Origin of the sequence: Sphingomonas sp., assembly GCF_030145815.1 — a bacterium.
GTDB lineage: Bacteria > Pseudomonadota > Alphaproteobacteria > Sphingomonadales > Sphingomonadaceae > Sphingomonas.
On the sequence record NZ_JAIXHL010000002.1, the window covers coordinates 139,354 to 163,088 of the forward strand.

General features: G+C 65.7%; 21 protein-coding genes. 9 read left to right on the forward strand and 12 right to left on the reverse strand.

Annotated elements, in window-relative coordinates:
- The first annotated feature begins 62 nt into the window (after positions 1 to 62).
- From KYX69_RS02345 to KYX69_RS02370, 6 genes are all read left to right on the forward strand, one after another.
- Positions 63 to 944 carry a hypothetical protein gene (locus tag KYX69_RS02345; RefSeq protein ID WP_300493238.1) on the forward strand — a complete coding sequence of 294 codons (882 nt, stop codon included), beginning with the start codon at positions 63 to 65 and terminating at the stop codon, positions 942 to 944.
- A gap of 71 nt (positions 945 to 1,015) precedes the next feature.
- Positions 1,016 to 1,507 (forward strand): pyridoxamine 5'-phosphate oxidase family protein, encoded by a 492-nt coding sequence (locus KYX69_RS02350; RefSeq protein ID WP_300493240.1) that lies wholly within the window; start codon positions 1,016 to 1,018, stop codon positions 1,505 to 1,507.
- Positions 1,508 to 1,625: 118 nt separating this feature from the next.
- A complete protein-coding gene (locus tag KYX69_RS02355) occupies positions 1,626 to 2,951 on the forward strand; it encodes an MFS transporter (RefSeq protein WP_300493241.1) in 1,326 nt (441 codons plus the stop codon).
- Entirely contained in the window at positions 2,948 to 3,868 is a 921-nt protein-coding gene (gene cysK, locus KYX69_RS02360) for a cysteine synthase A (protein WP_300493243.1), read from the forward strand. Before KYX69_RS02355 ends, cysK begins: the two co-directional genes overlap by 4 nt.
- A 70-nt stretch (positions 3,869 to 3,938) precedes the next feature.
- Positions 3,939 to 4,253, forward strand: coding sequence for a hypothetical protein (locus tag KYX69_RS02365; protein WP_300493245.1), 315 nt, complete (start codon positions 3,939 to 3,941; stop codon positions 4,251 to 4,253).
- A 68-nt stretch (positions 4,254 to 4,321) separates the two neighbouring features.
- Positions 4,322 to 5,659 carry a cell wall hydrolase gene (locus KYX69_RS02370; RefSeq protein WP_300493247.1) on the forward strand — a complete coding sequence of 446 codons (1,338 nt, stop codon included), beginning with the start codon at positions 4,322 to 4,324 and terminating at the stop codon, positions 5,657 to 5,659.
- Here the strand turns inward: KYX69_RS02370 and KYX69_RS02375 are convergent.
- From KYX69_RS02375 to KYX69_RS02385, 3 genes are read right to left on the reverse strand one after another with little or no spacing between them, the layout of a single operon-like run.
- On the reverse strand, positions 5,652 to 7,115 hold the full coding sequence (locus KYX69_RS02375) for a PH domain-containing protein (protein ID WP_300493249.1): 1,464 nt from the start codon (positions 7,113 to 7,115) through the stop codon (positions 5,652 to 5,654). The two genes, KYX69_RS02370 and KYX69_RS02375, sit on opposite strands and share 8 nt — an antisense overlap.
- The gene (locus KYX69_RS02380; protein ID WP_300493251.1) at positions 7,112 to 7,597 is read right to left on the reverse strand and encodes a PH domain-containing protein; all 486 of its coding nucleotides are present in this window, start codon (positions 7,595 to 7,597) and stop codon (positions 7,112 to 7,114) included. Before KYX69_RS02380 ends, KYX69_RS02375 begins: the two co-directional genes overlap by 4 nt.
- A 46-nt stretch (positions 7,598 to 7,643) precedes the next feature.
- Positions 7,644 to 8,900, reverse strand: a complete 1,257-nt coding sequence (locus KYX69_RS02385; RefSeq protein ID WP_300493253.1) for a hypothetical protein — start codon at positions 8,898 to 8,900, stop codon at positions 7,644 to 7,646.
- Positions 8,901 to 9,069: 169 nt separating this feature from the next.
- Here KYX69_RS02385 and KYX69_RS02390 point away from each other — a divergent pair, with 169 nt between their 5' ends.
- Positions 9,070 to 10,665 (forward strand): hypothetical protein, encoded by a 1,596-nt coding sequence (locus tag KYX69_RS02390; protein ID WP_300493254.1) that lies wholly within the window; start codon positions 9,070 to 9,072, stop codon positions 10,663 to 10,665.
- Positions 10,666 to 10,859: 194 nt separating this feature from the next.
- Here the strand turns inward: KYX69_RS02390 and KYX69_RS02395 are convergent, their stop codons facing one another.
- The 8 genes from KYX69_RS02395 to KYX69_RS02430 all read right to left on the reverse strand — a co-directional run bounded on the left by KYX69_RS02395 (position 10,860) and on the right by KYX69_RS02430 (position 20,852).
- The gene (locus KYX69_RS02395; protein WP_300493255.1) at positions 10,860 to 12,665 is read right to left on the reverse strand and encodes an acyl-CoA dehydrogenase C-terminal domain-containing protein; all 1,806 of its coding nucleotides are present in this window, start codon (positions 12,663 to 12,665) and stop codon (positions 10,860 to 10,862) included.
- Positions 12,666 to 12,680: 15 nt separating this feature from the next.
- The gene (locus KYX69_RS02400; RefSeq protein WP_066664722.1) at positions 12,681 to 13,112 is read right to left on the reverse strand and encodes a MerR family DNA-binding transcriptional regulator; all 432 of its coding nucleotides are present in this window, start codon (positions 13,110 to 13,112) and stop codon (positions 12,681 to 12,683) included.
- A gap of 32 nt (positions 13,113 to 13,144) precedes the next feature.
- Entirely contained in the window at positions 13,145 to 13,825 is a 681-nt protein-coding gene (locus tag KYX69_RS02405; RefSeq protein WP_300493257.1) for a hypothetical protein, read from the reverse strand.
- Complete coding sequence (gene hisI / locus KYX69_RS02410; protein WP_066661593.1) at positions 13,822 to 14,181, reverse strand: phosphoribosyl-AMP cyclohydrolase; 360 nt, start codon at positions 14,179 to 14,181, stop codon at positions 13,822 to 13,824. Before hisI ends, KYX69_RS02405 begins: the two co-directional genes overlap by 4 nt.
- 156 nt (positions 14,182 to 14,337) lie before the next feature.
- Complete coding sequence (locus KYX69_RS02415; RefSeq protein ID WP_300493260.1) at positions 14,338 to 16,122, reverse strand: hypothetical protein; 1,785 nt, start codon at positions 16,120 to 16,122, stop codon at positions 14,338 to 14,340.
- Positions 16,123 to 16,246: 124 nt separating this feature from the next.
- Positions 16,247 to 17,833, reverse strand: coding sequence for an FAD-dependent oxidoreductase (locus KYX69_RS02420; RefSeq protein WP_066661605.1), 1,587 nt, complete (start codon positions 17,831 to 17,833; stop codon positions 16,247 to 16,249).
- Positions 17,834 to 18,136: 303 nt separating this feature from the next.
- Positions 18,137 to 20,338, reverse strand: a complete 2,202-nt coding sequence (gene katG / locus KYX69_RS02425) for a catalase/peroxidase HPI (protein ID WP_300493261.1) — start codon at positions 20,336 to 20,338, stop codon at positions 18,137 to 18,139.
- Positions 20,339 to 20,603: 265 nt separating this feature from the next.
- A complete protein-coding gene (locus KYX69_RS02430) occupies positions 20,604 to 20,852 on the reverse strand; it encodes a Rho termination factor N-terminal domain-containing protein (protein ID WP_066661204.1) in 249 nt (82 codons plus the stop codon).
- Between the two features lie 136 nt (positions 20,853 to 20,988).
- On the opposite strand from KYX69_RS02430, the gene purF reads away from it, so the two are divergent.
- Positions 20,989 to 22,440: an amidophosphoribosyltransferase gene (gene purF / locus KYX69_RS02435; RefSeq protein ID WP_300493265.1), complete on the forward strand. Its 1,452-nt coding sequence runs from the start codon at positions 20,989 to 20,991 to the stop codon at positions 22,438 to 22,440.
- Positions 22,441 to 22,444: 4 nt separating this feature from the next.
- Positions 22,445 to 23,155 carry an SDR family NAD(P)-dependent oxidoreductase gene (locus KYX69_RS02440; protein WP_300493268.1) on the forward strand — a complete coding sequence of 237 codons (711 nt, stop codon included), beginning with the start codon at positions 22,445 to 22,447 and terminating at the stop codon, positions 23,153 to 23,155.
- Between the two features lie 264 nt (positions 23,156 to 23,419).
- Here KYX69_RS02440 and KYX69_RS02445 read toward each other — a convergent pair whose 3' ends face one another.
- Positions 23,420 to 23,731, reverse strand: coding sequence for a hypothetical protein (locus tag KYX69_RS02445; RefSeq protein ID WP_066661193.1), 312 nt, complete (start codon positions 23,729 to 23,731; stop codon positions 23,420 to 23,422).
- Positions 23,732 to 23,735: the final 4 nt, after the last annotated feature.

The following is a 23,735-nucleotide window of genomic DNA, read 5'->3' on the forward strand; positions in this document are numbered from 1 at the left end:
TTTGGGGGAAATAGTGGCTTTGTTGCGTGCGAACTCTACATGCATCGACCGGCACTGCGGCCATGTTGTCTAGGCCCAGCAAGCAGCTTGAAGGATCGGCTCCGCTATGGGGGCCCGGGTTCGACCAGCACATCCTCGGCTTTGCCGTGTCGAGTCTGGCGCACGCGCTGAATGCCTTTGGCAATCTCAACAGCGCGATCCTCTTTGCGGCAACCGCGCGCGCCTGTGGCCCGTTCGACCAGACGCCGGGGTGCAAGCGACCGGTCAGCATCAATGCGCTGGCCGCGTCGATCGGGCGGCCCTTTGAAACGACCCGGCGCCACGCCACCGCATTGATCGAGGAAGGTCTGATCGATCGGTCCCCGAGCGGCCTGTCGGTAACGGTCGAGGCGATCGTCGAGCCGCGCATCGCTCAGTTCACCGACAGCTGCCACGACCTGCTCGTCCAGCTGGTCGAGGATCTGACGCGTAGCGGCTTTGCGTTGCCCGCACCGGGCGGCGATATCACCTATGATCCGCGATCCGGGATCGGCGTTGCGCTCGACCTGCTTCTCGCCGCGGTTGAAAGCCACGGCAAGCGAGAGGAGAACTTCACACGCCTCGCGCTGCTGCTGGCAATCGAATGGGCGCATGGCCGCCTTGCTGACAGCCGGCCCGATGGGGCGAGCGATCCAGTGATCCGGACCAGCACCGCTGCGCGCCTGCTCGGGCTGCCCTATGCGACCACGTCGCGCAATATCGATGCCTTGGTCGATCGCGGGCTGTTGCTCCGGTCGGGAGCAGGTCTGCGCGCGGCCGGTGCGCCATTGGCCTCCGCCGGGCGCGCCACATTCGCCGATCGCGCCCGTCAGTTGATCGGGCGGCTGGCGCAGTGCGGCTTTCCGATGGACCATCCCGGCACCGCCTATATTCGCGGTCGCATGCCGCCGTCTGACCTGGGGTAGCATCCAGCCGACGGAACCGCGCTGCGGCATCGTCCGTTCCCGCTGCAATCCCAACAATCAGGAGCAGCACGATGCCGACCCCACAGGAACTTGCCGACAAATTCTGGTCGGCGCTCGACAGCGACCGCACTCTCTTCCTCGGCCTTGACGGCGCGCGCGACGGCCATGCCCAGCCGATGACGGCACTGCGCGAGGACGGCCAGGACGGCGGCCCGATCTGGTTCTTCACGACCAAGGACAACAGCCTCGTCGCCGCGCTGAGCGAGAGCAACCGTGCGATGGCGCATTTCGTGTCCAAGGGTCATGATCTGTGGGCGACGATCCACGGCAATCTGGTCGCAGACAATGACCGCGCCACGATCGATCGGCTGTGGAACCCGTTCATCGCGGCCTGGTATGAAGGTGGCAAGGACGATCCTAAGCTCCAACTGCTGCGGCTCGACACCGAACATGGCCAGATCTGGCTGAACGAAAACAGCCTGTTTGCGGGCCTCAAGATGCTGCTCGGTTCCGACCCCAAGGCCGATTATCAGGACAAGGTCGCCGACGTTTCGCTCGCCTGACCTGCTCCAACCGTCGCGAACGCCGCGCGCAACGATTACTTCATTGCGCGATGCGTTCGCGACCTCCTAAGGCCGGTCCGTCCGCTGGTCATCGGGACCGGCGGCCGGACAGGAACGCATGGCCGCCCACCCCTTTTCCATCCATAATTACCGGGTCTACTGGATCGCGCGGCTAGCCTCGACGCTTGCCGGGCTGTCGATGGTCGTCGTCATCGGCTGGCAGGTCTATGACATCGCCCGCGCGACGATGAGCATCCGCGAAGCGGCGTTGCAACTCGGCTTTGTCGGGTTGGTGCAGTTCCTTCCGCTGCTCGCCCTCACGCTGGTTACCGGCTGGGTTGCCGACCGGCTCGACCGGCGCTGGATCGTGCGCGCGGCCATCGCGCTGGAGCTGGGTTGCGCCGCCGTGCTCGCGTGGCTGACGCAGACCGACACCATCACCCTGCCCGCGTTGTTCGGCATCGCCGCACTGCTCGGCGTCGCGCGCGCGTTCATCAGCCCGGCGCAACAAGCGCTCGCCCCCAACCTCGTCCCCGCCGCCTCGCTCCCCACCGCGATCGCGCTCAGCGCGCTGGCGTGGCAGGTCGGGTCGATCGGCGGACCGGCAATGGGCGGCTATCTCTACGCGGTCGGTCCCGCCGTCCCCTATTGGGTCGCGACCGCGCTGTTCGGCGTCGCCTTGGCGATGATGATGCTGGTCACGCCGGTGGCGCGCAGCACGATCGCGAAAGTCGGCAACCCGCTGATGCAGATGGTCGAAGGGCTGCGCTATGTCCGCCGCAACCGGCTCGTCCTCGGCGCGATTTCTCTGGATATGTTTGCCGTGCTGTTGGGCGGCGCCACTGCGATGCTCCCCATCTATGCCCGCGACGTCCTGATGATCGGCGCGGATGGCCTTGGCCATTTGCGCGCGGCACCGGCGGTCGGGGCAGTGGCGGTGGCGGTGGTGCTGTCCTGGCGCCCGCTCAAGACCAATGTCGGGGTCAAGATGCTGTGGGCGGTGATCGGCTTCGGCGCCGCGACCACGGTGTTCGGCTGGGCCGGGCCGCTGATGACGCGTTGGTTCGGGCCGAGCATGATCGGCAGCGAGCTCGCGCCCGCCGTGCTCGTCTCCATCGTCGCACTGATCGCGCTGGGCGGGTTCGACATGATATCGGTCTATGTCCGCTCCTCACTGATTCAGCTGCACACCCCAGACGCGATGCGCGGTCGGGTGGGTTCAGTCTCGACCCTGTTCATCTCCAGCTCGAACGAGCTGGGCGAGGCGCGGTCGGGTTTTCTCGCCTCACTGATCGGTCCGGTCGTCGCGACCGTAGGCGGCGGCATCGCAGCCATCTTGGTAACCGCGCTCTGGGCGCGTATCTTCCCCGAATTGCGACGTGCGCGGACCTTCGATCCGCCCGCATCGTTGGACAATCCCCCGCCAGAGGAGATCAAGGCATGAAGGCGAACAGCATCCTCGAAACGATCGGCAACACCCCGCATATCCGCGTGGCCCGGCTGTTCCCCGATGCCGAGGTGTGGATCAAGTCGGAGCGCACCAATCCCGGCGGGTCGATCAAGGACCGCATCGCGCTGGCGATGATCGAGGCGGCGGAGGCCGATGGTAGCCTCAAGCCCGGCGGCACGATCGTCGAGCCGACCAGCGGCAATACCGGCGTCGGCCTGGCGATGGTCGCGGCGGTGAAGGGCTACAAGCTGATCCTGGTCATGCCGGAGAGCATGAGCATCGAGCGCCGCCGCCTGATGCTGGCCTATGGCGCCAGCTTCGACCTGACCCCGCGTGAAAAGGGCATGAAGGGCGCGATCGAGCGCGCGCTTGAGATCGTCGAATCGACCCCCGGCGCATGGATGCCGCAGCAGTTCGAGAACCCGGCCAATGTCGATGTCCATGTCCGCACCACCGCGCAGGAAATCCTCAAGGACTTTGCCGACAGCCCGCCCGACGTGATCATCACCGGCGTCGGCACCGGCGGCCACATCACCGGCGTCGCCGAGACGCTCAAGAAGACTTGGCCGGGGCTCAAGGTCTTCGCGGTCGAACCTGAGCTGTCGCCGGTCATTTCGGGTGGTCAGCCGGGTCCGCACCCGATCCAGGGGATCGGCGCGGGCTTCGTGCCCAAGAACCTGCACACCGACGCCATCGACGGCGCGATCCAGGTCGATGCCGGCGACGCCAAGGAGTTTGCCCGCCGCGCAGCGCGTGAGGAAGGCATGCTGATCGGCATCTCGTCGGGCGCGACTCTGGCCGCGATTGCCAAGAAGCTGGGCGACCTTCCGGCGGGAACGCGGGTGCTCGGGTTCAATTATGATACAGGTGAGCGCTATCTCAGCGTTCCGGACTTCCTTCCGGAGGCCTGAAAGACTCGCATTCTGTCCCAAACCGGATAATCTGTCCTGAGTCGGGGAACACGGATTCCGGGGGGAAATCGTGCGTAATGCAATGATCTGCGTCAGCGTGATGCTGGCTATCTTTCTCGCGTGGCCGATGGTGTTCGGCAGCGAACAATCGTCCGCCGTGCGGGCCGCCGGGGCGAAAGTCGCAGCAGTTGCTGCGCCTTCCGCCAGTGCGCGGCTCGTCCAGACATCGGTCAAGCCGGCCGGGGCGCCGCAGGCTCAGGTGCTGGAAAGCTGCTTCAAACGCTATGAGCGCGAATATGCGCGCTGCAACGCGATCGACAGCAGCTGCCGGATGAAGGTCGCGGACCAGTGGGATTTGTGCGAGGCAACGGGCTTCTGGCCCTGAGCCCGGGCGGTTCGACGGCCTGAGACAAGCGCGCGGTTTGCCGCGCGCGCGTCTTGGGCTAAAGGGCGGTGGCCAGCGCCGCTGGCCTTTTGCCGCTGAAGGACCGCGCGCCCCCTGTGACCTCCTCTCCCGTTCCGGTAACCGCGCCACGATCTGCGCCGGGCCTGTGGATCGCGCTCGCGGCGATTGCGCTGTCGGCCATCGCGCTGCCGCTGCTCGCCGTGCTGTTCGCGCCGCCGCCGCCCGCCTCGCCGGTCCTTGCCGAGATTTCGCGGCCCAAGCGCGTCGTCCCCGCCGCCGAGCTCCCCGAGGTCGAACCCGTCCGCCTCGCCGCCCTGTCGATGGAGGACGCGCGCGCCTTCAACGCCGCCATCCCCTTTTCCACCGACCCGAACCCCGCCGCGCGCCCGCTGATCCTGGACGCTGGCGCAGAGGATTTCGGGCGCGCGGTCGACTGCCTTGCCGCCGCGACCTGGTATGAAGCGGGCGACGACCCGGTCGGCCAGCGCGCTGTGGCACAGGTGGTGCTCAACCGGATGCGCCATCCCGCTTTCCCCAAATCGGTCTGCGGCGTGGTGTTTCAGGGGCAGGAGCGGCGCACCGGCTGCCAGTTCACCTTCACCTGTGACGGCGCGATGCGGCGCACCCCCTCCCCCGTCGCCTGGGGCCGGGCGCAGACAATCGCGCGCCAGGCGCTGACCGGATCGGTCTTTGCCAAGGTCGGGCACTCGACCCATTATCACACCGACTGGGTCGTGCCCTATTGGAGTTCCAGCCTCGACAAGGTGGCGGAGGTGAATACCCACCTGTTCTTCCGCTGGACCGGCTGGTGGGGCACGCCGCCCGCCTTCCGCCGCGGCTATGCCGGGGCCGAGCCGGTGGTGGCGAAGATGGCGGCACTCTCGCCGTTCCATGGTGGCGGCGAGGTTGCGCTCGCCGCCACGGTTGATCCCGCGGCGATGCTGGACCCGGAGACGATCCCCGACTCTGCTGTTCCCAAGCCGGTCGCGGCGGGCGGCGACAGCTTCCATGTCGCGCTCGACAAGGCGCTGGGCGCCGACGCCTTTGCCGCGCTGGCAATTCGGACCTGTGGCGAGCGGGCCTATTGCAAGTTCCTCGGCTGGACCGATCGGACCAAGATCCCCGCGGTCGGCGTGGCGCTGACCCCGGCGCAGATCGAGGCGATGTCGTTCAGCTATCTGCGCGACAAGGATCAGGGGTTCGGCAAGGCGCTGTGGAATTGCGCCGAGTTCAAACGGCCGAGCCCGATCCAGTGCATGCGCCGGACGCCCGCTGCGGCGGTCGCTCCGGCCCCGGCTCCTTCACCGACGCCGGAGGTTCTGAGCGGGGTGCGGCGCAAACCGGCTCCGACGCCGACGCCTACCCCCAGCCCCGCCGCTAACTGACCGCGGCGGCGAGGTCGCGGGCCAGCGTTGCGCCGTCATCCAGGGCGACATCGACGACGGCGGGGGTGCTGGTGAGGCTTGCCCCGGCGGTGTCGACGTCGACCGTGACCAGGCCCAGCCAGCGCTGGATCAGGCCCTGGCGGATCGTCACCACCTGAACATTGTCGACGGGCACGATCCAGTCGCGCTGGGCCAATACGCCGCGCATCACCTGCAGGCTGGCGTTGTGGAGGGCGTAGCGGTGGAATTTGCGTTGCAGCAGGGCGGTGAGGACGGGGGGCAAGGTCAGGATCAGGCCGAGCCAGGCGAAGGGGGTGAGCAGCAGTGCGGCGGCGATGACCAGCAGGGGTAGCGGGACGGCCAACACCAATGCCCGGAGGATATGGGCCGGGGCTACGGGGCGGAGGGGTAGCCTTTCGAAGGGCGGCAGGCCGGCCCTGGCGACGATTCCGGCCACTTCATGTTCGCGGGCCAGCGGGGCGAGGACCTGGCGGCCGCTGGGGTCGTTGCTGCCGCCAAGCGTCTGGACGCTCAGCGCATTCCAGCCGAGCAGCCCCCGGAACGGGCCGCGCTGGATCAGCGCCAGCTGGATGCGGCGCATCGCCACGACCACTTCGCTGCGGGTCAGCAGGCCGCGGGTCCGGCGGAAGCGGCCGATCCCGGCGCGCAGCTTGAAGTTCCATTCACGCAATACCGTCCGGGCCACGCCGGTCACCACCCCCAGCAGCACCACCAGTCCGAACAGGCCGAAGCCGGTGGAGTAGTTGAGGCGGCTCGTCACTTCTCCCCGCGCCGTTTCCGCCAGATCGGCGATCTCGTCCCAGCCGAAGCCCATCGCGTCGCCGAGGAACTGGATCGCGGTGGCCAACGCGGCGATCCAGACCAGCGAGAAGCTGAACAGCCCCAACAGCAGCACCCGGCCGGGTGACATCGCGAACACCTCGGTCAGCGTGTCCTCGACCGGCGGGGCGTCTTCGCCGGTGTCCAGTCCGACCATCGGCCGGGCGGGTCCCCCTCTCAGGGCCCCGCGCAACCTGGCGGCTTCGGACAGGGAGACGCTGTCCAGCACCGCTTCATCCTTGTCGCCGCCGCCGGTTTCGACGCGGACTTCGGCGAGGCCGAAGATGCGGGACAGCGGCCCCTGTTCGATGCCGACGTCCTGAATGCGCTCCAGCGGGATCGAGCGGCGGGTGCGGTTGAGCAGGCCGCGTTCGATCACCAATTCGCTGTCGGTCACTTCATAGGTGAAGCGCCGCCAGTTGATCCACGTCCAAACCAGGCTGGCGACACCGATCCCTACCGCCGCCAGAGCGATCCAGCCGAGACCCCGGCCGGAGGTGACGCCGATGATCGCGGGCAGGCCGACGACATTCTGTGGCGCCTTTTTGAGGAACCAGATGACGACCGTCAGCGGGTGGACGCGGCGCGGTCCGTGGTCTTCCGCCTCCTCGCTCACCACGGGTCGACCGTCAGCTGATCGCGGATCGCGTCGCGAATCTCCTCCGCCGTCTCTCGCGTGATGCCGGGCAGGTCGACCTGGCTGTTCGCGGTCCCGGCGGTGTGCAGCACCAGCGTGGCGACGCCGAACATCCGCTCGACCGGCCCCTGCGTCACGTCGATATGCTGGACGCGCGCGGCGGGGACGATGGTGTGGCGGCGCGCGAGCCAGCCCGAGGCGACGTGCAACTCCCTCCCCGTCCACGCCCAGCCCCAGCGCGCCCAGCGCGCCGGGGTCGCGATCAGCACCGACCACAGGCCGAGCGGGGCGATGACCAGCGGCGGCGCCCAGAAAGGGAACCAGTCGAACGCGGTGCTGAGGCCGAAGCCCGGCCCGATCGAGACGAGCGTGGCGATCGTCCAGAAGACGGCGGCGGACAGGCGCATCGCCTTGAGCTGGCCATGTTCGAGCGGGTTCAGCGGCGTGTCCGGGAGTAGCATCCTCCTGTTATGGCGGGGTGGGCGAAAGGCTCAAGGGGGTGGCGAACTATTCCTCCCCGAGCTCGTCTCGGGGAGGGGGACCGCCGCGCAGCGGGGGTGGAGGGGCCGCCGACGTGGTCGGCGGGGGGCAGCTCGGCAAAATTCCGCCCTCTGCGAGGGCGGCCCCTCCGTCAGCGCTGCGCGCTGCCACCTCCCCTGCGGGGCAGGGGAGGAATTGCTCCTCCCCCTCCCCCTCCCCCGCCGCCGCGCGGGTTTGGGCGAGCCAGGCCTCGCGGGCGGCGTGGCCGGCGGCGATGAGGGGCGCGCGCAGGGCCGCGTCTTCGGCGGCGATGGCGTCTTCCTCTTCCTGTGTCAGTTCGCGCTCATAGTTTGCGGTGCCGGGTTCGCCCTCTTCGAAGCCGTCGAAACCGGCGGGCGGCGGGAAGCTGGTGCGCCAGGCGTTCCGTTCGTCGCACCACCAGATGGGGGGCGCAGTCGCGTCACTGTCCGGACGATCCTGACAAGAATCGCGTGTGTCGGACGGACTGTCAGGCTCCTCCTCCGGCGGGGCTTCGGATGCGAGCGCGACGAGGCCGATGGCTTCGGCGCGGCGCCATTGTTCGTCGGTCCAGGTCGCGCGGTCGGCGGGGTCGAGGTCGGTGGCGGGGACGGCGGCGCTGGCGTCGACATGGGTGCGCAGCCAGCGATCGGCGCGGGCGAGCGTGCGGATCGGGGCGAGGTCGTCCTCGCTCGCCACCCCCGCCGCCCCGAAGCGCGCGGCGAGGAACAGGCCGGCGCGGCCCGGTGCCGCCGATTGTTCGACCAGATCGAGATATTGTTCGAAGTCCGCCGCGGCGAGCCGGACGGCGGCGGCGTCGGTATCGGTGCAGGCGGCGTCGGCGCGCTTGTCGAGCCGGTTCAGCATCTTCCATGCCAGCTGGTTGTCATAGCGATGGCGGGTGGTGATCCGGCCATCGTCGCCGGTGACGGATTCCCGCACGCCGTTGAAGGCGCGGTCCATCAGTTCGTCGGCGAGGGAGTCGCGGGCGCGCAGCTGAGCCGCCTTCCATCCCAGCGCGAACGCCGCGCCGCGCGCGCTGTCGCGCAGGGCATAGGCGGTCTGGCGCGACATGCCGACGATGGCGCACGCCTTGGTGACGTTATGCCCGCGCGCGAGGGCGGTGAGGAAGCGCTTCTGCTTTTCGGGGGTCCAGCCGTCGTAACGCTGGGCATCGGGCACGCCGGGTTCGAGTTCGTGGAAGGCGGCGTGGTTGAAGGTGGAGACGTCGTAGGGCGCCGGTTCTGGCGTGGTGAAAGCGTTCATGTCTGCCGGTCCTTTGCTGATGTGATGCAGAGGACCGGTTAGGTATGCCGGAACGGGGGCTGTAGGAAAGTTCTATTTTTGTTCTAGTGCAGCGTGGCCAGCAGGACCGATCTACCATCCGCTTAACTATTGTGACACAGTGCGTTCAACGGTTTGGGAGGGCAGCGAATTGAAACCCGCGAAGAATGGATGGCCTGATGGCTCGGCCTCCAAAATGATGCTCTTTATCGCACAGTCTCTGCGCGAAATGCTCACGCCTACGAGCTACGAGAGTTTTCGGGTTTCAACTCTCGATCTCAAATCTCGGCTCATAGAACTTATCGTCCTTACGCGAGACGTATCACAGGAGCGCGTTCCTCCTGTCTCATTAGAACCAGCTCTGAAGGAACTCAAAACGTCTCTCTCTCATGACATAGTCGCCGAGGAGTTACTTAGCAATGAAATCGAGCTATTTAAACTAAAATGGCCAGCGGATATTAAATTGGGCGCCCATATAACTGAACTAGAGAGATTTCTTGTTTCACTAACCCGGAAAGTCGATGGCGCATACACTAAGTCCCTTCAACAAAAGATAATAGATCTTAGCGTCGATGCAAAAGATAAAGAAAAAATAAGATCCACACTCAATATTTTCTGCTCAAATTTAATAAACGAAGGATACTCTCGTCAGCATATACTTATGCAGGTCGAAAATAAATTTTTCTCAGGCGACATTAAAAAGATAGAGCGGCGAACGCTATCGTCATTCTTTTCAACATTTGACTTTCGGAAACGAAACTATGTTGTCACGGTGCCAGTTTCAACAAATCTAGCATCATACATAAGAAAGATTAGCTTAACCAATTTTGTTGTTACAAAATCTGATGAATTGGACGAAGGCACCAAAGCAAGTCTGCAGTCAAGGTCCCTCCTGACTGCACATAGGTATATCCAAATCAAAACTTCGCAACTTGACGAATACAGCGCTTTAAGATTTGCGAATGACGCCCTATCCTCAGTTGTTGCCATGACATACCTAGGCAAAAAGAACGTCATTCTAAATTGGGAACAATATGGACACATAAAAAAAGAGCGATCTCGCTCAGGAATATTACTGGACTTAGAAAATATCGCCCTTCAGAAGCATAGCCCCGTCTTAGGAAGAGGCTTAGCCAATACCCTGAAGACGCAGACGAAGCAAATTCTTCAATCGTTCACAACAGAGTCAACCGAGAGAGTATTTAACACAATTAATATGGCCTCTTTATCTCAGACTTTCCCTAGGCCGGAAAATCAGATTATTACACTATGGTCCGCAATAGAAACTCTTTTAAGCGACCCGCCTCGCGGAACTGCTCGCGTCGTACATTACGTCGATTCCCTAACGCCCTGCATTTGCTCAAAGTACGTTAGAAGGTATTTAATCGGCTTATTTGATGACCTGAGGGCAAACTACCCCAAACATACCAAAGCATTCTTCAGGAGGGGCGAGTTCGATCAAAATATAGACCCATATACCAATTTCACGAAGCTGATCTTCGATCCAGCGATGAAGGGTCTACACCGCCAATTTTGCGAGCCATTGGCACAAAATCCACTCGCACTTTACCGCCTGTGGAAGGCTGAAAAAAACTTCAACGATCCAAAATCTTTTCTAAAATCCCTAGAACAACACGAACTTAGAGTTCGATGGCAGCTCCATAGAATTTATCGCGTTAGGAATCACATAGTGCATAGCGGCCAGATTCCGAGATTTTTTGGACCCGATAGTTCTGAACACGTATGAATATCTCAGAAGCGCGATCGGGCCAATACTAGGGAGAGCGAGCAGCGCCGGACGACGCTCATCAATAAATCAGGTGGTCTCTGAAATCGGCTTTGAATATGCGATGATGAAATCCAGCCTTAAGTCTAAGGCTGAATTCTCCACTGACGATATTATCCGATATTACAAATAAGGGATCGGCATGCGTTTCACACTCATAAACCCACCCCAAACGCCTCCACCGGCAGCGCCATGATCGTCTCCGCGCCGCTTTCGATCTTGCGGCGCAGCGCGCCGGCGTTGGGCATGATGCGGTCGGCGTAGAAGCGGGCGGTGACCAGCTTGGCTTCGTAGAACGCCTTGTCATCATCGCCTTCGGCCAGTGCCGTCACAGCCGCGTCGGCCATGCGGAGCCACATCAGGCCGATCGCGACGGTGCCCATCAGCTCCATGTAGCTGTAGGCGCCGGCGCCGACCTGGTTGGGGTCCTTCATGCCGTTGGCCATGAACCACATGGTCGCGGCCTGAAGCTGGCCATTGGCCTTTTCGAGGGCTTCGGCGAGGTGGGTCAGTTCGGGCTTCGCCTTGGCGGCGGCGACCTCTTCGGCGACGATGCGGAACAGGGTCTGGACCGCGCGGCCGCCATTCTGGGCGAGCTTGCGGCCAACCAGGTCCATCGCCTGCACGCCGTTGGTGCCTTCATAGATCATCGCGATGCGGGCATCGCGGACATATTGCTCCATGCCCCATTCGGCGATGTAGCCATGGCCGCCATAGACTTGCTGGCTGTCGGTCGCGATGCGGTAGCCGGCGTCGGTGCCGACGCCCTTGATCACGGGGGTGAGCAGGCCGATCAGGTCGTCGGCGAGCTGACGCTCCTCCTCGCTCGCCGCCTTGTGCGCCAGGTCGACCTGGAGGCCGCCCCACAGGCACAGGGCGCGCAGCCCCTCGGTCATTGCCTTGGCCTCCATCAGCATGCGGCGGACATCGGGGTGGACGAAGAGGGTGTCGGCCTTTTCCTGTGGCTCGGCGGCGCCGGTGAGCGCGCGGCCCTGACGCCGATCGTGGGCGTATTGGACGGCGTTCTGGTACGCGACTTCGCCGATGCCGAGGCCCTGAAGGCCGACGCCGAGGCGGGCGGCGTTCATCATGATGAACATGGCGGCGAGGCCCTTCATCTCCTCGCCCACCAGCCAGCCGGTCGCGCCGTCATAGTTCATGACGCAGGTCGAGTTGGCGTGGATGCCCATCTTGTGCTCGATCGAGCCGCAGGAGACGGCGTTGCGCGCGCCCAGGCTGCCGTCGTCGTTGACGATGAACTTGGGCACGACGAACAGGCTGATGCCCTTGCTGCTCTCCGGCGCGCCCGGCGTCTTGGCGAGGACGAGGTGGATGATGTTGCTGGTGAGGTCATGCTCGCCGGAGGAGATGAAGATCTTGGTCCCCGTGATCGACCAGCTGCCATCGGCATTGGGGGTGGCGCGGGTCTTGATGAGGCCGAGATCGGTGCCGCAATGCGGTTCGGTCAGGTTCATCGTGCCGCCCCATTCGCCGCTGACCATGCGGGGGACGTACTTTTCCTGCTGCTCCGGGCTGCCCTTGGCGAGCAGCGCCTCGATCGCGCCATGGGTGAGGCCGGGGTACATGGCAAAGGCCATGTTGGCGGAGATCATATATTCCTGGAACGCGGTCGAGACGACGTGGGGCATGCCCTGGCCGCCGAACTGCTCCGGCGCGCTGAGGGTGCCCCAGCCGGATTCGACGAACTGGTTGTAGGCTTCCTTGAAGCCGTCGGGGGTGGTGACGCTGCCGTCCGCGTGGCGGGTGCAGCCCTGCTGGTCGCCGCTATGGTTGATCGGGAACAGGACCTCGGCGACGAACTTGCCGCCCTCTTCGAGCACCGCGGTGACGGTGTCGGGGGTCGCGTTGGCGAAACCGGGGAGGTTGGCGTAGCGGTCGATCTTGAGCACGCGATCGAGCACGAAGCGGGTGTCGCGGACGGGGGGATTGTAGCGGGGCATCTCTCTATCCTGTTCTTATTTGATCGGTGCGGCGCGGCCTTCGAGGACCGCGATGAAATCGTCGAGTTCGGCAATCGCGGCGTCGATATCGACCTTTTGCCGTTCCAGCAGCGCGATGCGCGCGCGGCATTTGTCGAGCGTGACCTGATGCTGGGTGCGGCGTTCGTCGCCGACATCGTAGAGGTCGATCATCTCGCGAATCTCGGCGAGGCTGAAGCCGACGCGCTTGCCGCGCAGGATCCAGGCGAGCCGGGCGCGGTCGCGGTGCGAGTAGATGCGCTGGAGCCCGCGGCGCTCGGGGCTGATCAGCCCTTCATCCTCGTAGAAGCGCAGCGCGCGTGCGGTCACCTCGAACTCGGCGCACAGGTCCGAGATCGAGAAACTCTCCTTGTCCGGCCGCGCTTCGATCGGGGCGAAGCTGGCGACGGCTTTCAGTTTCGTTGCCATGCGGGCGAATTTAGTCGCGGTTGACGTTAACGTCAACTACCGCAGAGACGGACTCCTTCTGCGCTTCTGAGTGCCTCTGCTTCTGCCGCCGATTCACTCAGGCGTTCGACTTCCAGCGCCGCGAACGACGCACGCGGGCCACACAGTTTCGCGCAGGCGTCGGGGACGTTGGCGGGGAAGGTGATGCGGTCGCCGTCGAACTTGGCGTCGAAGCTGCAGGTTTCGCCGTTGCGCCCCTTGAACTCGATCGCGAGGGTGGAGCCGGAGCGGGCGGCGGTGCCGCGGCCGGTGCAGCTGACCTTGTCGCCATAATCGACGAACGCGCCGACGCGATAAGCAGTGCCGTCGGGCACGACGCACAGCCGGTCGGTGTCGCGGGCATAGAGGCCGGTGACGTCGCTCGCCTTGGGATCGCGGACGAGGCCGCGCTCGATCGCGGCGGCTTCGAGGCTGGGCGGCGTGGGCGATGCGCCAGGCTGCGGCGCGCCGCCCGAGCAGGCGGCGAGGAGGAGGGTGGCGAGGATCGCGGAATTCCTCCCCCAACGGGGGAGGTGGCAGCGCGCAGCGCTGACGGAGGGGCCGCCGCGAAGACGGCGGAATTTTGCCGAGATGCTGACCGCCCTCTGCGGGGCGGCCCCTCCACCACCGCCTTCGGCGGCGGTCCCCCTCCCCCAGCAAGCTGGGGGAGGATTGAAGAGAGCCCCTCCCCTCACCCGCGCACCAGCTTGCCGTTCTCGATGCGGCGGAAGAAGCAGCTCGGTTCGCCGGTGTGGCAGGCGGGGCCGGCGGGGTCGACCTTGAGCCACAGCGCGTCCTGGTCGCAGTCGATCCGCGCCTCGACCACGCGCAGGACGTGACCGCTGCTCTCGCCCTTTTTCCACAGCCGCTGCCGGCTGCGCGACCAGAACCACGCCTCGCCGGTGTCGAGCGTCTTCGCCAGCGCATCGGCGTTCATGTGCGCGAGCATCAGCAGCTCGCCGGTCGCGGCGTGCGTCGCGACAGCTGTGATCAGCCCGTTGGCGTCGTAATTCGGGTTCAGGTCGAGCGTGGAATCGCGGGGGTCGGACATGGCGATGTGCTTACCCCCTCCCCCGTCGTCCGTCACCCCGGGCCGTGGCGTTCGCGCGGCTCGCAGGTTCTACATTCGCTTGCTGGGCGATCGTCGCCTGTATCTCCCGTGCCTGCATTAGCCGCCAGGCCGCTTTCCACGGCCCGCAAGCCCCCGTCAGATCCGCATCATGTCGAGCCAGCCGGGTTTACCCTGCCACACCGTCGCGAAGGCGCGATCGGCGGCGGCGGCTTCGACGACATTGCCGAGTTTGCGTTCGGTCTGGGCGAGGCCGTAGAGCGCGAGGCCGTTGTTCGGGGCTTCGAACAGGGCGGCGAGGAAGGCACCCTTTGCCTCGGAATAGCGGCCCGCCTGATAATAGGCCGCGCCGAGCGACTGGGTGACAGGGTAATACCAGAAGGGCGGCTCGCTATAAGGGATCGCCTTTTGCAGCTCCGCCGCGCGGGCGAAATGGGCGATGGCGGCGTCGGGATCGGACTGTGCCATCGCGCGGCGGCCCTTTGCGACGTCGATCGCGAGGCGGACGATGAGCGGCGCGGGGAAGCCGCCCGCCTCCATCTTCACCACATCGGGGCTGGTGGCGAGGCGCTGCATCGCCGCGATCTCGGTGTCGAATGCGGTGGCGTCGGTATCGGGCGCGTGGGCGACGGCGCGGGCGTAGCGGCGCATCGCCTCCACATAGGCGAGCGGGTGCAGACTGGCGGTGCGGGCGAGCGCCTCGGCGCGCGGCGCATATTGTGCGAGCGCGAAATAGGGCGCGGCGTAGATCGCCTGAACCCAATAGAGTTCGCGGCCGCTGTCGATATCGACGATCTCGGCCAGCCGGGCGGTCTGGCGCAGGATGGTGGCGGCGTCGCCGGTCATCTGGGCCGAGGCGAGCAGGAAATGGACGTTGTGCGGATAATAGCCGTAGCGGACGAGGCCATCGTCGCCGGCTTCGCGCAGATAGGCCTCATCCGCCGCGACCGCTTCGGCATTGGCAGCGATCGAATCGGCGTAGCGCCCGAGGCGGTAATAGATATGCGCGGGCATGTGGACGAGGTGGCCGAGCGCGGCGGGGCCAGAGGTGCGCAGGCGATCGGCGGCGGCCTCCGCCTTCTTCGGCTGGGGCAGTTCGAGCAGGTGGATATAGAGGTGTGACGCCTGGGGGTGGCGCGGGCTGCGCGCCATCACGGTTTCGATCAGGGCGACGGCGTCGCCGATCAGCGGGCGCGGCTTACCGGCCGCGTCCTCCCAATAGTTCCAGGGGCTGGTGTTCATCGCGGACTCGGCGGCGAGGACGGCGAGGTCGTCGCTCCTGGGATAGGCACGGGCGGCAGCGAGCATCGCCTTTGCATACGCCATGTCGAGCGCGGCGCGGTCGGCACCGGGCGCACTGGAGTAGCGCGCGGCCTGTGCGGCGATCAGCTGGCGGATCGCGGGGTTGGCGGTAGCGGCGAGCTGCCGCGCTTTGGCGATGGCCCTGAGTGCGGCACGGTTCTGGGCGTCATCCATGCCGGCGTTGATGTTGGGGCCGTTGGCCATCGCCTCGCCCCACCAGCACATCGCGCAGGACGGATCGAGCTGTTGCGCGCGCCGAAAGGCGCGGATCGCGGCGGCGTGGTTGAAGCCATAGGACAGCGCCAGCCCCTGATCGAACCATGCGCGGGCGGCGGAAGAGATATCGCCGAGCGGGAGATCGGAGGGGGCGATGCCCGAATAAAGGCCGGGCGTGCGGGTTGCGCCGGGATGGGTTTCGGCGAACGCTCGGGCGAGTGCGAGGCGGCTGGCGAGCACCGATTTGCTGGCGTCGAGACCGCGACAGGCGAGCCGACCCGCGCGGGTCGGATCGAGCGCGGCGAGCATGGCGTCGGACAGCGGCGCCGGGCTGCGACTCGCCGATGCGCTGCCGAGCGTGAGCAAGGCGCCGATGACGGCGGTGGCCTTGAGATGTCGGCGCATGGTTCCCCTCCCCCGATGTCGACCGGGCGGAGGGTATCAGATGCGGGCGGGGGGTGGAATGGCGGGATCTACCGTCTCAATCCTTCCCCGCCCAGGCGGAGGATTGGCGAACGGAGGAGTGGGCTTAGCCCCCGATCCCCACTTCCCCCGGCGCGGGCGTGTTGACGTGGCTCCAGATCGCGCTGACCACGACCGAGCCTTCGCCGACGCTGCTGGCGACGCGCTTGACCGAGCCGGAGCGGACGTCGCCCACCGCGAAGATGCCGGGGCACGAGGTGGCGTAGCTGGACGCTGCCCCGACTTCCGCACCGGTGCGGACGAAGCCGTGGCTGTCGAGTTCGACCAGGCCGGACAGCCAGTCGGTGTTGGGCGCGGCGCCGATCATGATGAACAGCGCGCGGCAATCCACCGCGTGGCTGCCCGCGGGTCCGGTGAACACGACGCGCTCGAGATGATCGTCGCCGTCGAGCCGTTCGAGCTGGCTGTGCGTGTGGATGACGATGCGCGGGTCGGCTTCGAGCCGGTCGCGCAGATAGGCGCTCATCGTGTCGGCCAGACTGGCACCGCGCACGACGACATGGACGCGTTTGGCGACGCGCGAGAGATACATCGCCGCCTGCCCCGCGCTGTTGCCGCCACCGACGACGACCGCTTCGGTCTGCGCGCAGAGGCGCGCCTCCATCTCGGTCGCGGCGTAATAGATGCCGGCGCCTTCGAACGTTTCGAGCCGGTCGAGCGGGAGGCGGCGATATTGCACGCCGGTGGCGACCAGCACCGCGCGGGCGCACAGCTCCTCACCCCCGTCGAGCGTGGCGCAGAAGCCATCGTCGCGGCGGGCAAGCGCCTCGACCCGGCGCGGCATCGCGAAGCAGGTGCCGAACTTCATCGCCTGAACCTGTCCGCGAAAAGTGAGGTCCGCGCCGGAAATGCCGGTGGGAAAGCCCATATAGTTTTCGATGCGCGAGCTGGTCCCGGCCTGTCCGCCGATCGCGCAATCCTCGATCACCAACGCACGCAGCCCTTCCGACCCGGCATAGACGGCGGCGGCGACCCCGGCCGGGCCGGCACCGACGATCAGCAGGTCGAACGGCTCGGTCGAGCTGGCGGTGAGGTCGAGGCCGAGATGGCCGGCGACCGCGCGCGGCGTGGGATCGGGGATCGGATGGCCCGACCAGCTGACCTGCGGTTCGCCCTCCGCCTCTTCATGGAACGGGATGCGGTTGCGGTGGAGGAAACTGGCGACGCGCGCGACCGCGGGATCGCGATCGGCCCCGCGCACGACGAGGCTGCTGTCGCCCGCCTCGAAGATGCGGCGGCGGCGCGCGGAGAAGACGGTGAGGATATGGTCGCCGATCTCGGGGACCGCGCTCATCAGGCGGAGCATGTCCGTGCGCGGAGCTTCGAGCGTGCGCGTGGCGACGCTGGCGCGCATCGTCAGCGTCAGCGGGCCGCCGTTGAGAAAGGCGAGTTCGCCCATGAACTGGCCGGCGCGCAGGCTGCCCGGGCGGAGGCGTTCACCCGTGGCTGGGTCGGCGATCTCAATCTCGCCCTCTTCGACCAGCACGAAGCGGTCCTGCGGCGCACCGGCCGGCAGCACGATGTCGCCCGGTTGATAATGGCGGGTGGTGGAGATCGCCCGGATGGCGGCGAGATGGGCGTCCGCAAAGGGACGCGGGGCCATGGTGCTGAGGTCGCCGCCGATCGATTCCATGGGGGGAGTGTATCGGGGCGCGGCGGGGGTGCCAACGGGGCTTGATGCGGGTTTGCTTCACCGAGCTCGTCACCCCGGCCTTGGGCCGGGGTCCACCGGGAGGCGGGACCGGGAGTTGAGGCTTGATCGATGCGCTTGGGGTGGAGTGGACCCCGGCACGGGGGCCGGGGTGACGATGCATTTGTGACGGCGGCAAGAGCGAGAACGACCGCGGCGGGGTGTCCCGGCGCGGCCGTGTCTCTGCGAGGCATTGACTGCCCCACCCCAACCCCTCCCCTGAAGGGGAGGGGCTTTCTTTCTGCTTTACGCCTTCAGGTCGAAGCGGTCGGCGTTCATCACCTTGGTCCAGGCCGCGACGAAGTCCTTGACGAACTTCTCCTCATGGCCGTTTTCGGCATAGACTTCGGCGACGGCGCGCAGTTCGGAGTTGGAGCCGAAGATCAGGTCGGCGCGGGTCGCGCGCCAGGTTTCGTGGCCGCCCTTGCGGTCGGTCGCGATGAATTCCTGATCGTCCGATCCTTCGGCAGCCTTCCAGACATTGGTCATGCCGAGCAGGTTGACGAAGAAGTCGTTGGTCAGCTGGCCCGAGCGCTTGGTGAAGTGGCCATGGCCACGCTCGCCATGATTGGCACCGAGCACGCGCAGTCCGCCGATCAGCACGACCAGTTCGGGGACCGAGAGGCCGAGCAAAGACGCGCGGTCGAGCATCATTTCCTCGGTCTTCACCGCCAGCTTCTTCTTGCCGAGATAGTTGCGGAAGGCGTCGGCCTCCGGCTCCATTACGGCGAAGCTGTCGGCGTCGGTCTGCTCCTCGGTCGCATCGCCACGGCCGCCGGTGAAGGGAACGGGGACGTTGTGGCCCGCATCCTTGATCGCCTTTTCGAGACCGACCACGCCGCCGAGCACGATCGCGTCGGCCATCGACAGCGACCCGCGCAGCCCGTCGAGCGTGCTCAGCACCTTGGCCAGCATCTCCGGCTCGTTGACCTCCCAGTCCTTTTGCGGAGCCAGCCGCACGCGCGCGCCGTTCGCGCCGCCGCGATGGTCGGACTTGCGATAGGTGCTGGCCGATGCCCAGGCGGTCTTGATCAGCTGGCTGACGGTCAGGCCGCTGTTTGCGATCTTTTCCTTCACCGCCGCGACCTCCGCATCGCTCGGCATGGTGCCGGCGGGGATCGGGTCCTGCCAGATCAGGTCCTCTTCGGGCACTTCCGGGCCGAGATAGCGGACCTTGGGGCCCATGTCGCGATGGGTCAGCTTGAACCAGGCGCGGGCAAAGGCGTCCTTGAACGCTTCATGGTCGTTGCGGAACTTCTCGCTGATGACGCGGAATTCGGGGTCCATCTTGAGCGCCATGTCGGCAGTGGTCATCATGGTCGGAACCTTGATGTTCGGGTCCCATGCCGCCGGGGCCATGTCCTCTTCGCGCTGGTTGATCGGCTGCCACTGCTGCGCGCCGGCGGGCGAGTGGACCAGCTCGTAATCATAGTCGAGCAGCAGGCGGAAATAATTCTCCGACCATTGCGTCGGCGTGTTGACCCACGACCCTTCGATCCCGCTGGTCACGGTATGCTCGCCGATGCCGCCGCTCTCATGGCTGCTGACCCAGCCGAAGCCGAGCGCGGTGATGTCGCCGCCCGCGGGGGCGGCGCCGAGCAGCGACGCGTCGCCATTGCCATGCGCCTTGCCGAAGGTGTGGCCGCCGGCGGTAAGCGCGACGGTTTCCTCATGGTTCATCGCCATCCGCTCGAACGTCGCCTTCATGTCGCGCGCCGACAGCAGCGGATCGGGGTTGCCGCCCGGCCCTTCCGGGTTGACGTAGATCAGGCCCATCTGGATCGCGGCGAGCGGGCCTTCCAGCTCGTGCATGCCATGTTCGGGGCTGATGCGGGTCTGAACACCCTCGTTCACCCACTTGTCTTCGCTGCCCCAATAGATGTCGCGCTCGGGCTCGTACACATCGGCGCGGCCGCCGCCGAAGCCGAACACCGGGCCGCCCATGCTCTCGATCGCGACGTTGCCGGTGAGGATGAACAGGTCGGCCCAGCTGATCGCCTGGCCATATTTCTGCTTGATCGGCCACAGCAGGCGGCGCGCCTTGTCGAGATTGCCGTTGTCGGGCCAGCTGTCGAGCGGGGCGAAGCGCTGCTGCCCGCTATTGGCGCCACCGCGACCGTCGGCGGTGCGGTAGGTGCCGGCGGCGTGCCAGGCCATGCGGATGAAGAAGGGGCCGTAATGCCCGTAATCGGCCGGCCACCAGGGCTGGCTGTCGGTCATCAGCGCAGTCAGGTCGGCCTTGAGCGCGGCATAGTCGAGCGTCTTGAACGCCTCGGCATAGTCGAAGTCGGGGCCCATCGGGTTGGACGGACCATTGGGGTTGAGGATTTCGGTCGCCAGCATCTCCGGCCACCAATCCTTGTTGGTGCGGCCGAGCAGCGCGCGAACGCCGCCATTGCCGTGCACGGGGCAGCCGCCGCCGTCGATCGATCCGGTCTTTGCGTCCATCGGGAATCCCTCCTTGCGTGATTGGTCTTGGAGGGAGGCTATCGGAGCGGGGCGCGCGGCGGAAACGGGATAAACCGGTCAGTGCGAGTGAGGAAATCGATTATGTCGCGGTTTTGTCATCGATTAGGGCGAACGAGGTGGGGATTGCATCCATTCGTCACCCCGGCCTCGTGCCGGGGTCCACCCAACCTCAAGCGCGGCGATTGAGCCGCTTGCTTCGCGCCAGCCTCCCAGTGGACCCCGGCACAAGGCCGGGGTGACAAGATCAATTCGAGCGAATCGCGTCGATGAGTTCGTCCTTGGTCATGTCGGAGCGGCCTTCGATGCCGATCTCCTTGGCCTCGTCGTACAGTTCTTCCTTGGTGCGATCCTCGAGCCGGGTGCTCTTGTGGTCGAGCGAGCCTTCCGCCTTGGCGTTGGCGATGCGCGCGGCTTTCTCCTTCGACGCGCCGTCCTTGCGCAGCTCTTCGTAGAGTTTGTCGTCCTTGATCTGAGGTCCGTGGTCCTTGGCCATGATACGTCTCCTGCCGATCTCAAGAAAACCTACGGGGAAACACAATGATCCCGGATTTGATGTGACAAACAGGCGACAAAGCCGGATCGACTGCCTATATGCCCGCGGATCGACCAACGACTCCCCCGAAGGGCCGATGCTGACCACACATCCGTTCGATGACGACAAGCTGCGCGAAGAGTGCGGCGTATTCGGTGTTTCCGGTGCCGAGGGCGCAGCCGCGCTTGTCGCGCTGGGCCTCCATGCACTCCAGCATCGCGGGCAGGAGGCCGCCGGCATCACCAGCTTTGACGGCGCGCATTTCCATACGCACCGCGCGATGGGCCATGTTGCGGGCAATTTCGACCGCGATGAGGTGATCCGCGCGCTGGCCGGCGATGTCGCGTGCGGCCATGTCCGCTATTCGACCACCGGCGAGACCGCGCTGCGCAACGTCCAGCCGCTCTATGCCGAGCTGGCGAGCGGCGGGTTCGCGGTGGCGCATAACGGCAATATCTCAAACGCGATGCATCTGCGCCGCGAGCTGATCCGGCGCGGTTCGATCTTCCAGTCGACGTCGGATACCGAGACGATCATCCATCTGGTCGCGACCAGCGGCTTCAAGGACCTGCTCGACCGGTTCATCGATGCGCTCAAGCAGGTCGAGGGCGCCTATTCGCTGATCTGCATGACGCAGGAAGGCATGATCGCGTGCCGCGACCCGCTGGGCATCCGTCCGCTGGTGATGGGCCGCCTTGGCGACAGCTTCATCTTCGCGTCGGAGACGGTGGCGCTCGACGTGGTCGGTGCGACCTATGTCCGCGATGTCGAGCCGGGCGAGCTGGTGATCGTCAAGGACGGCGCGATGCGATCGATCCGCCCGTTCACGGCGATCGCGCCGCGCCCGTGCATCTTCGAATGGGTGTACTTCAGCCGCCCGGATTCGATCGCGCAGGACCGATCGGTCTATACCGTGCGCAAGGGCATCGGCGCCGAGCTGGCGATCGAATCGCCGGTCGAGGCGGATCTGGTGATCCCGGTGCCGGATTCGGGCGTCCCTGCCGCGATCGGCTATGCCCAGCAATCGGGCATTCCGTTCGAGCTGGGCATCATCCGCTCGCACTATGTGGGGCGGACGTTCATCCAGCCGAGCGCGGAAGTGCGGCGGCTGGGCGTCAAGCTCAAGCACAATGCCAATCGCGCGCTGATCCAGGGCAAGCGGATCGTGCTGATCGACGATTCGATCGTGCGCGGCACGACCAGCCTGAAGATCGTCGAGATGATGCGCGAAGCGGGTGCTGCGGAAGTGCATATGCGCATCGCCAGCCCGCCGACGACGCATAGCTGTTTCTATGGCGTCGACACGCCCGAGCGCTCGAAGCTGCTCGCCGCGCAGCATGACGTGGCCGGCATGGCCAAGTTCATCAAGGCCGACAGCCTGGCGTTCGTGTCGATCGACGGGCTGTATCGCGCGCTGGGCGAGGCGCGGCGCGGCGACGTGCTGCCGCGCTACTGCGACGCGTGCTTTACCGGCGAATATCCGACCCAATTGACCGACCATGACGAGCAGGCAATCGGCCAGCTCGCGTTGCTCGACGAGAAGCGCTGATCGCATGACAGAACAGGCACTTGCCGGGCGCATCGCGCTCGTCACCGGCGCGAGCCGTGGGATTGGCGCGGCGACCGCGATCGCGCTGGCGGCACAGGGCGCGCATGTCGTGCTGACCGCGCGCACCGCCGGCGGTCTTGAAGAGGTCGAGGAAGCGATCTTCGCGGCGGGAGGATCCGCGACGATCGCGCCGATGGATCTGATCGAGACGGATTCGATCCCGCGCCTCGCCGCCGCGGTGGCGGAACGCTGGGGCAAGCTCGACATCCTGGTCCTGAACGCCGCCGCGCTCGGCACGCTGTCGCAGATTTCGGCGTTCGACCCCAAGGAAGTGGCCAAGGTGCTGGCGCTCAACGTCAGCGCCCAGGCGGCGCTGATCGGGGCATTCGACGGCCTGCTGCGCAAGTCCGACGCGGGCCGCGTGATCGGCGTGACGTCAAAGGTCGGGCGCCAGCCACGCGCCTATTGGGGCCTGTATGGCGCGACCAAGGCGGCGTTCGAGAATCTGCTGCTGAGCTATGCCGATGAGGTACGCAACCTGACCAAGGTGCGCGTGGCGCTGCTCGATCCGGGCGCGACGCGGACCAAGATGCGCGCGCGGGCGTATCCGGGCGAAGCACCCGAGAGCGTCAAGCCGCCGGAAGACGTGGCGGAACGGATCGTCGCGATGCTGGCCGAGGATTTCGAGACGGGGGCGTTTGAGGCGCTGGGGTGATCCCTCCCCTATCACCCCGGGCTTGACCCGGGGCGGGGCTTCTTACTTCTGCTCGCGACGCACGCCAAGACAGCCCTGCCCCGGGTCAAGCCCGGGGCGACGAAATTTAGGTGATCGCTGGCTGCCCCCTCGACTTCCGTCATGCTGAACTTGTTTCAGCATCCACAGCGCAGCAGGCGACTGAGCCGCTGGTGGAGACGCGGATCCTGAAACGAGTTCAGGATGACGGTGGGGTGGTTGATCGCGGCCCTATCCAACAGGAGTTTAGCTGTCTGACCGGACAAACTGGCTTGCGAACTGCGTGTTATATGCGTGGAACTCGCCTTCTGGCGTGATCACCAATTCGGTCACATTTGATCGCTGAAAATCATCCTCACCCGCTGGGTCGTTGATTTTCAAGCTCACGGTCAGCGCACCATCGTCCGTCCCCAGCAATTTGAAGTCGTAGGCGACTAGCTTGCCGAAGCAGCTAACCTCGCCACCCGAAACAACCAACTCAGACGTCGAATCTTCGGCGTCGACCCATCGACCTTGCATTTGCGTGGGAAGCGATACGCTTCGGTCCTGTCGTTCCATCCCT

Coding starts and splice junctions, on each gene's coding strand:
- KYX69_RS02400 (WP_066664722.1), bottom strand. CDS start 13,112: ATGGCAACGAAACTGAAAGCCGTCGCCAGCTTCGCCCCGATCGAAGCG.
- hisI (WP_066661593.1), bottom strand. CDS start 14,181: ATGTCCGACCCCCGCGATTCCACGCTCGACCTGAACCCGAATTACGAC.
- KYX69_RS02395 (WP_300493255.1), bottom strand. CDS start 12,665: ATGCCCCGCTACAATCCCCCCGTCCGCGACACCCGCTTCGTGCTCGAT.
- KYX69_RS02350 (WP_300493240.1), top strand. CDS start 1,016: ATGCCGACCCCACAGGAACTTGCCGACAAATTCTGGTCGGCGCTCGAC.
- KYX69_RS02355 (WP_300493241.1), top strand. CDS start 1,626: ATGGCCGCCCACCCCTTTTCCATCCATAATTACCGGGTCTACTGGATC.
- purF (WP_300493265.1), top strand. CDS start 20,989: ATGCTGACCACACATCCGTTCGATGACGACAAGCTGCGCGAAGAGTGC.
- cysK (WP_300493243.1), top strand. CDS start 2,948: ATGAAGGCGAACAGCATCCTCGAAACGATCGGCAACACCCCGCATATC.
- KYX69_RS02440 (WP_300493268.1), top strand. CDS start 22,445: ATGACAGAACAGGCACTTGCCGGGCGCATCGCGCTCGTCACCGGCGCG.
- KYX69_RS02420 (WP_066661605.1), bottom strand. CDS start 17,833: ATGGAATCGATCGGCGGCGACCTCAGCACCATGGCCCCGCGTCCCTTT.
- katG (WP_300493261.1), bottom strand. CDS start 20,338: ATGGACGCAAAGACCGGATCGATCGACGGCGGCGGCTGCCCCGTGCAC.
- KYX69_RS02380 (WP_300493251.1), bottom strand. CDS start 7,597: ATGCTACTCCCGGACACGCCGCTGAACCCGCTCGAACATGGCCAGCTC.
- KYX69_RS02345 (WP_300493238.1), top strand. CDS start 63: ATGTTGTCTAGGCCCAGCAAGCAGCTTGAAGGATCGGCTCCGCTATGG.
- KYX69_RS02445 (WP_066661193.1), bottom strand. CDS start 23,731: ATGGAACGACAGGACCGAAGCGTATCGCTTCCCACGCAAATGCAAGGT.
- KYX69_RS02415 (WP_300493260.1), bottom strand. CDS start 16,122: ATGCGCCGACATCTCAAGGCCACCGCCGTCATCGGCGCCTTGCTCACG.
- KYX69_RS02385 (WP_300493253.1), bottom strand. CDS start 8,900: ATGAACGCTTTCACCACGCCAGAACCGGCGCCCTACGACGTCTCCACC.
- KYX69_RS02430 (WP_066661204.1), bottom strand. CDS start 20,852: ATGGCCAAGGACCACGGACCTCAGATCAAGGACGACAAACTCTACGAA.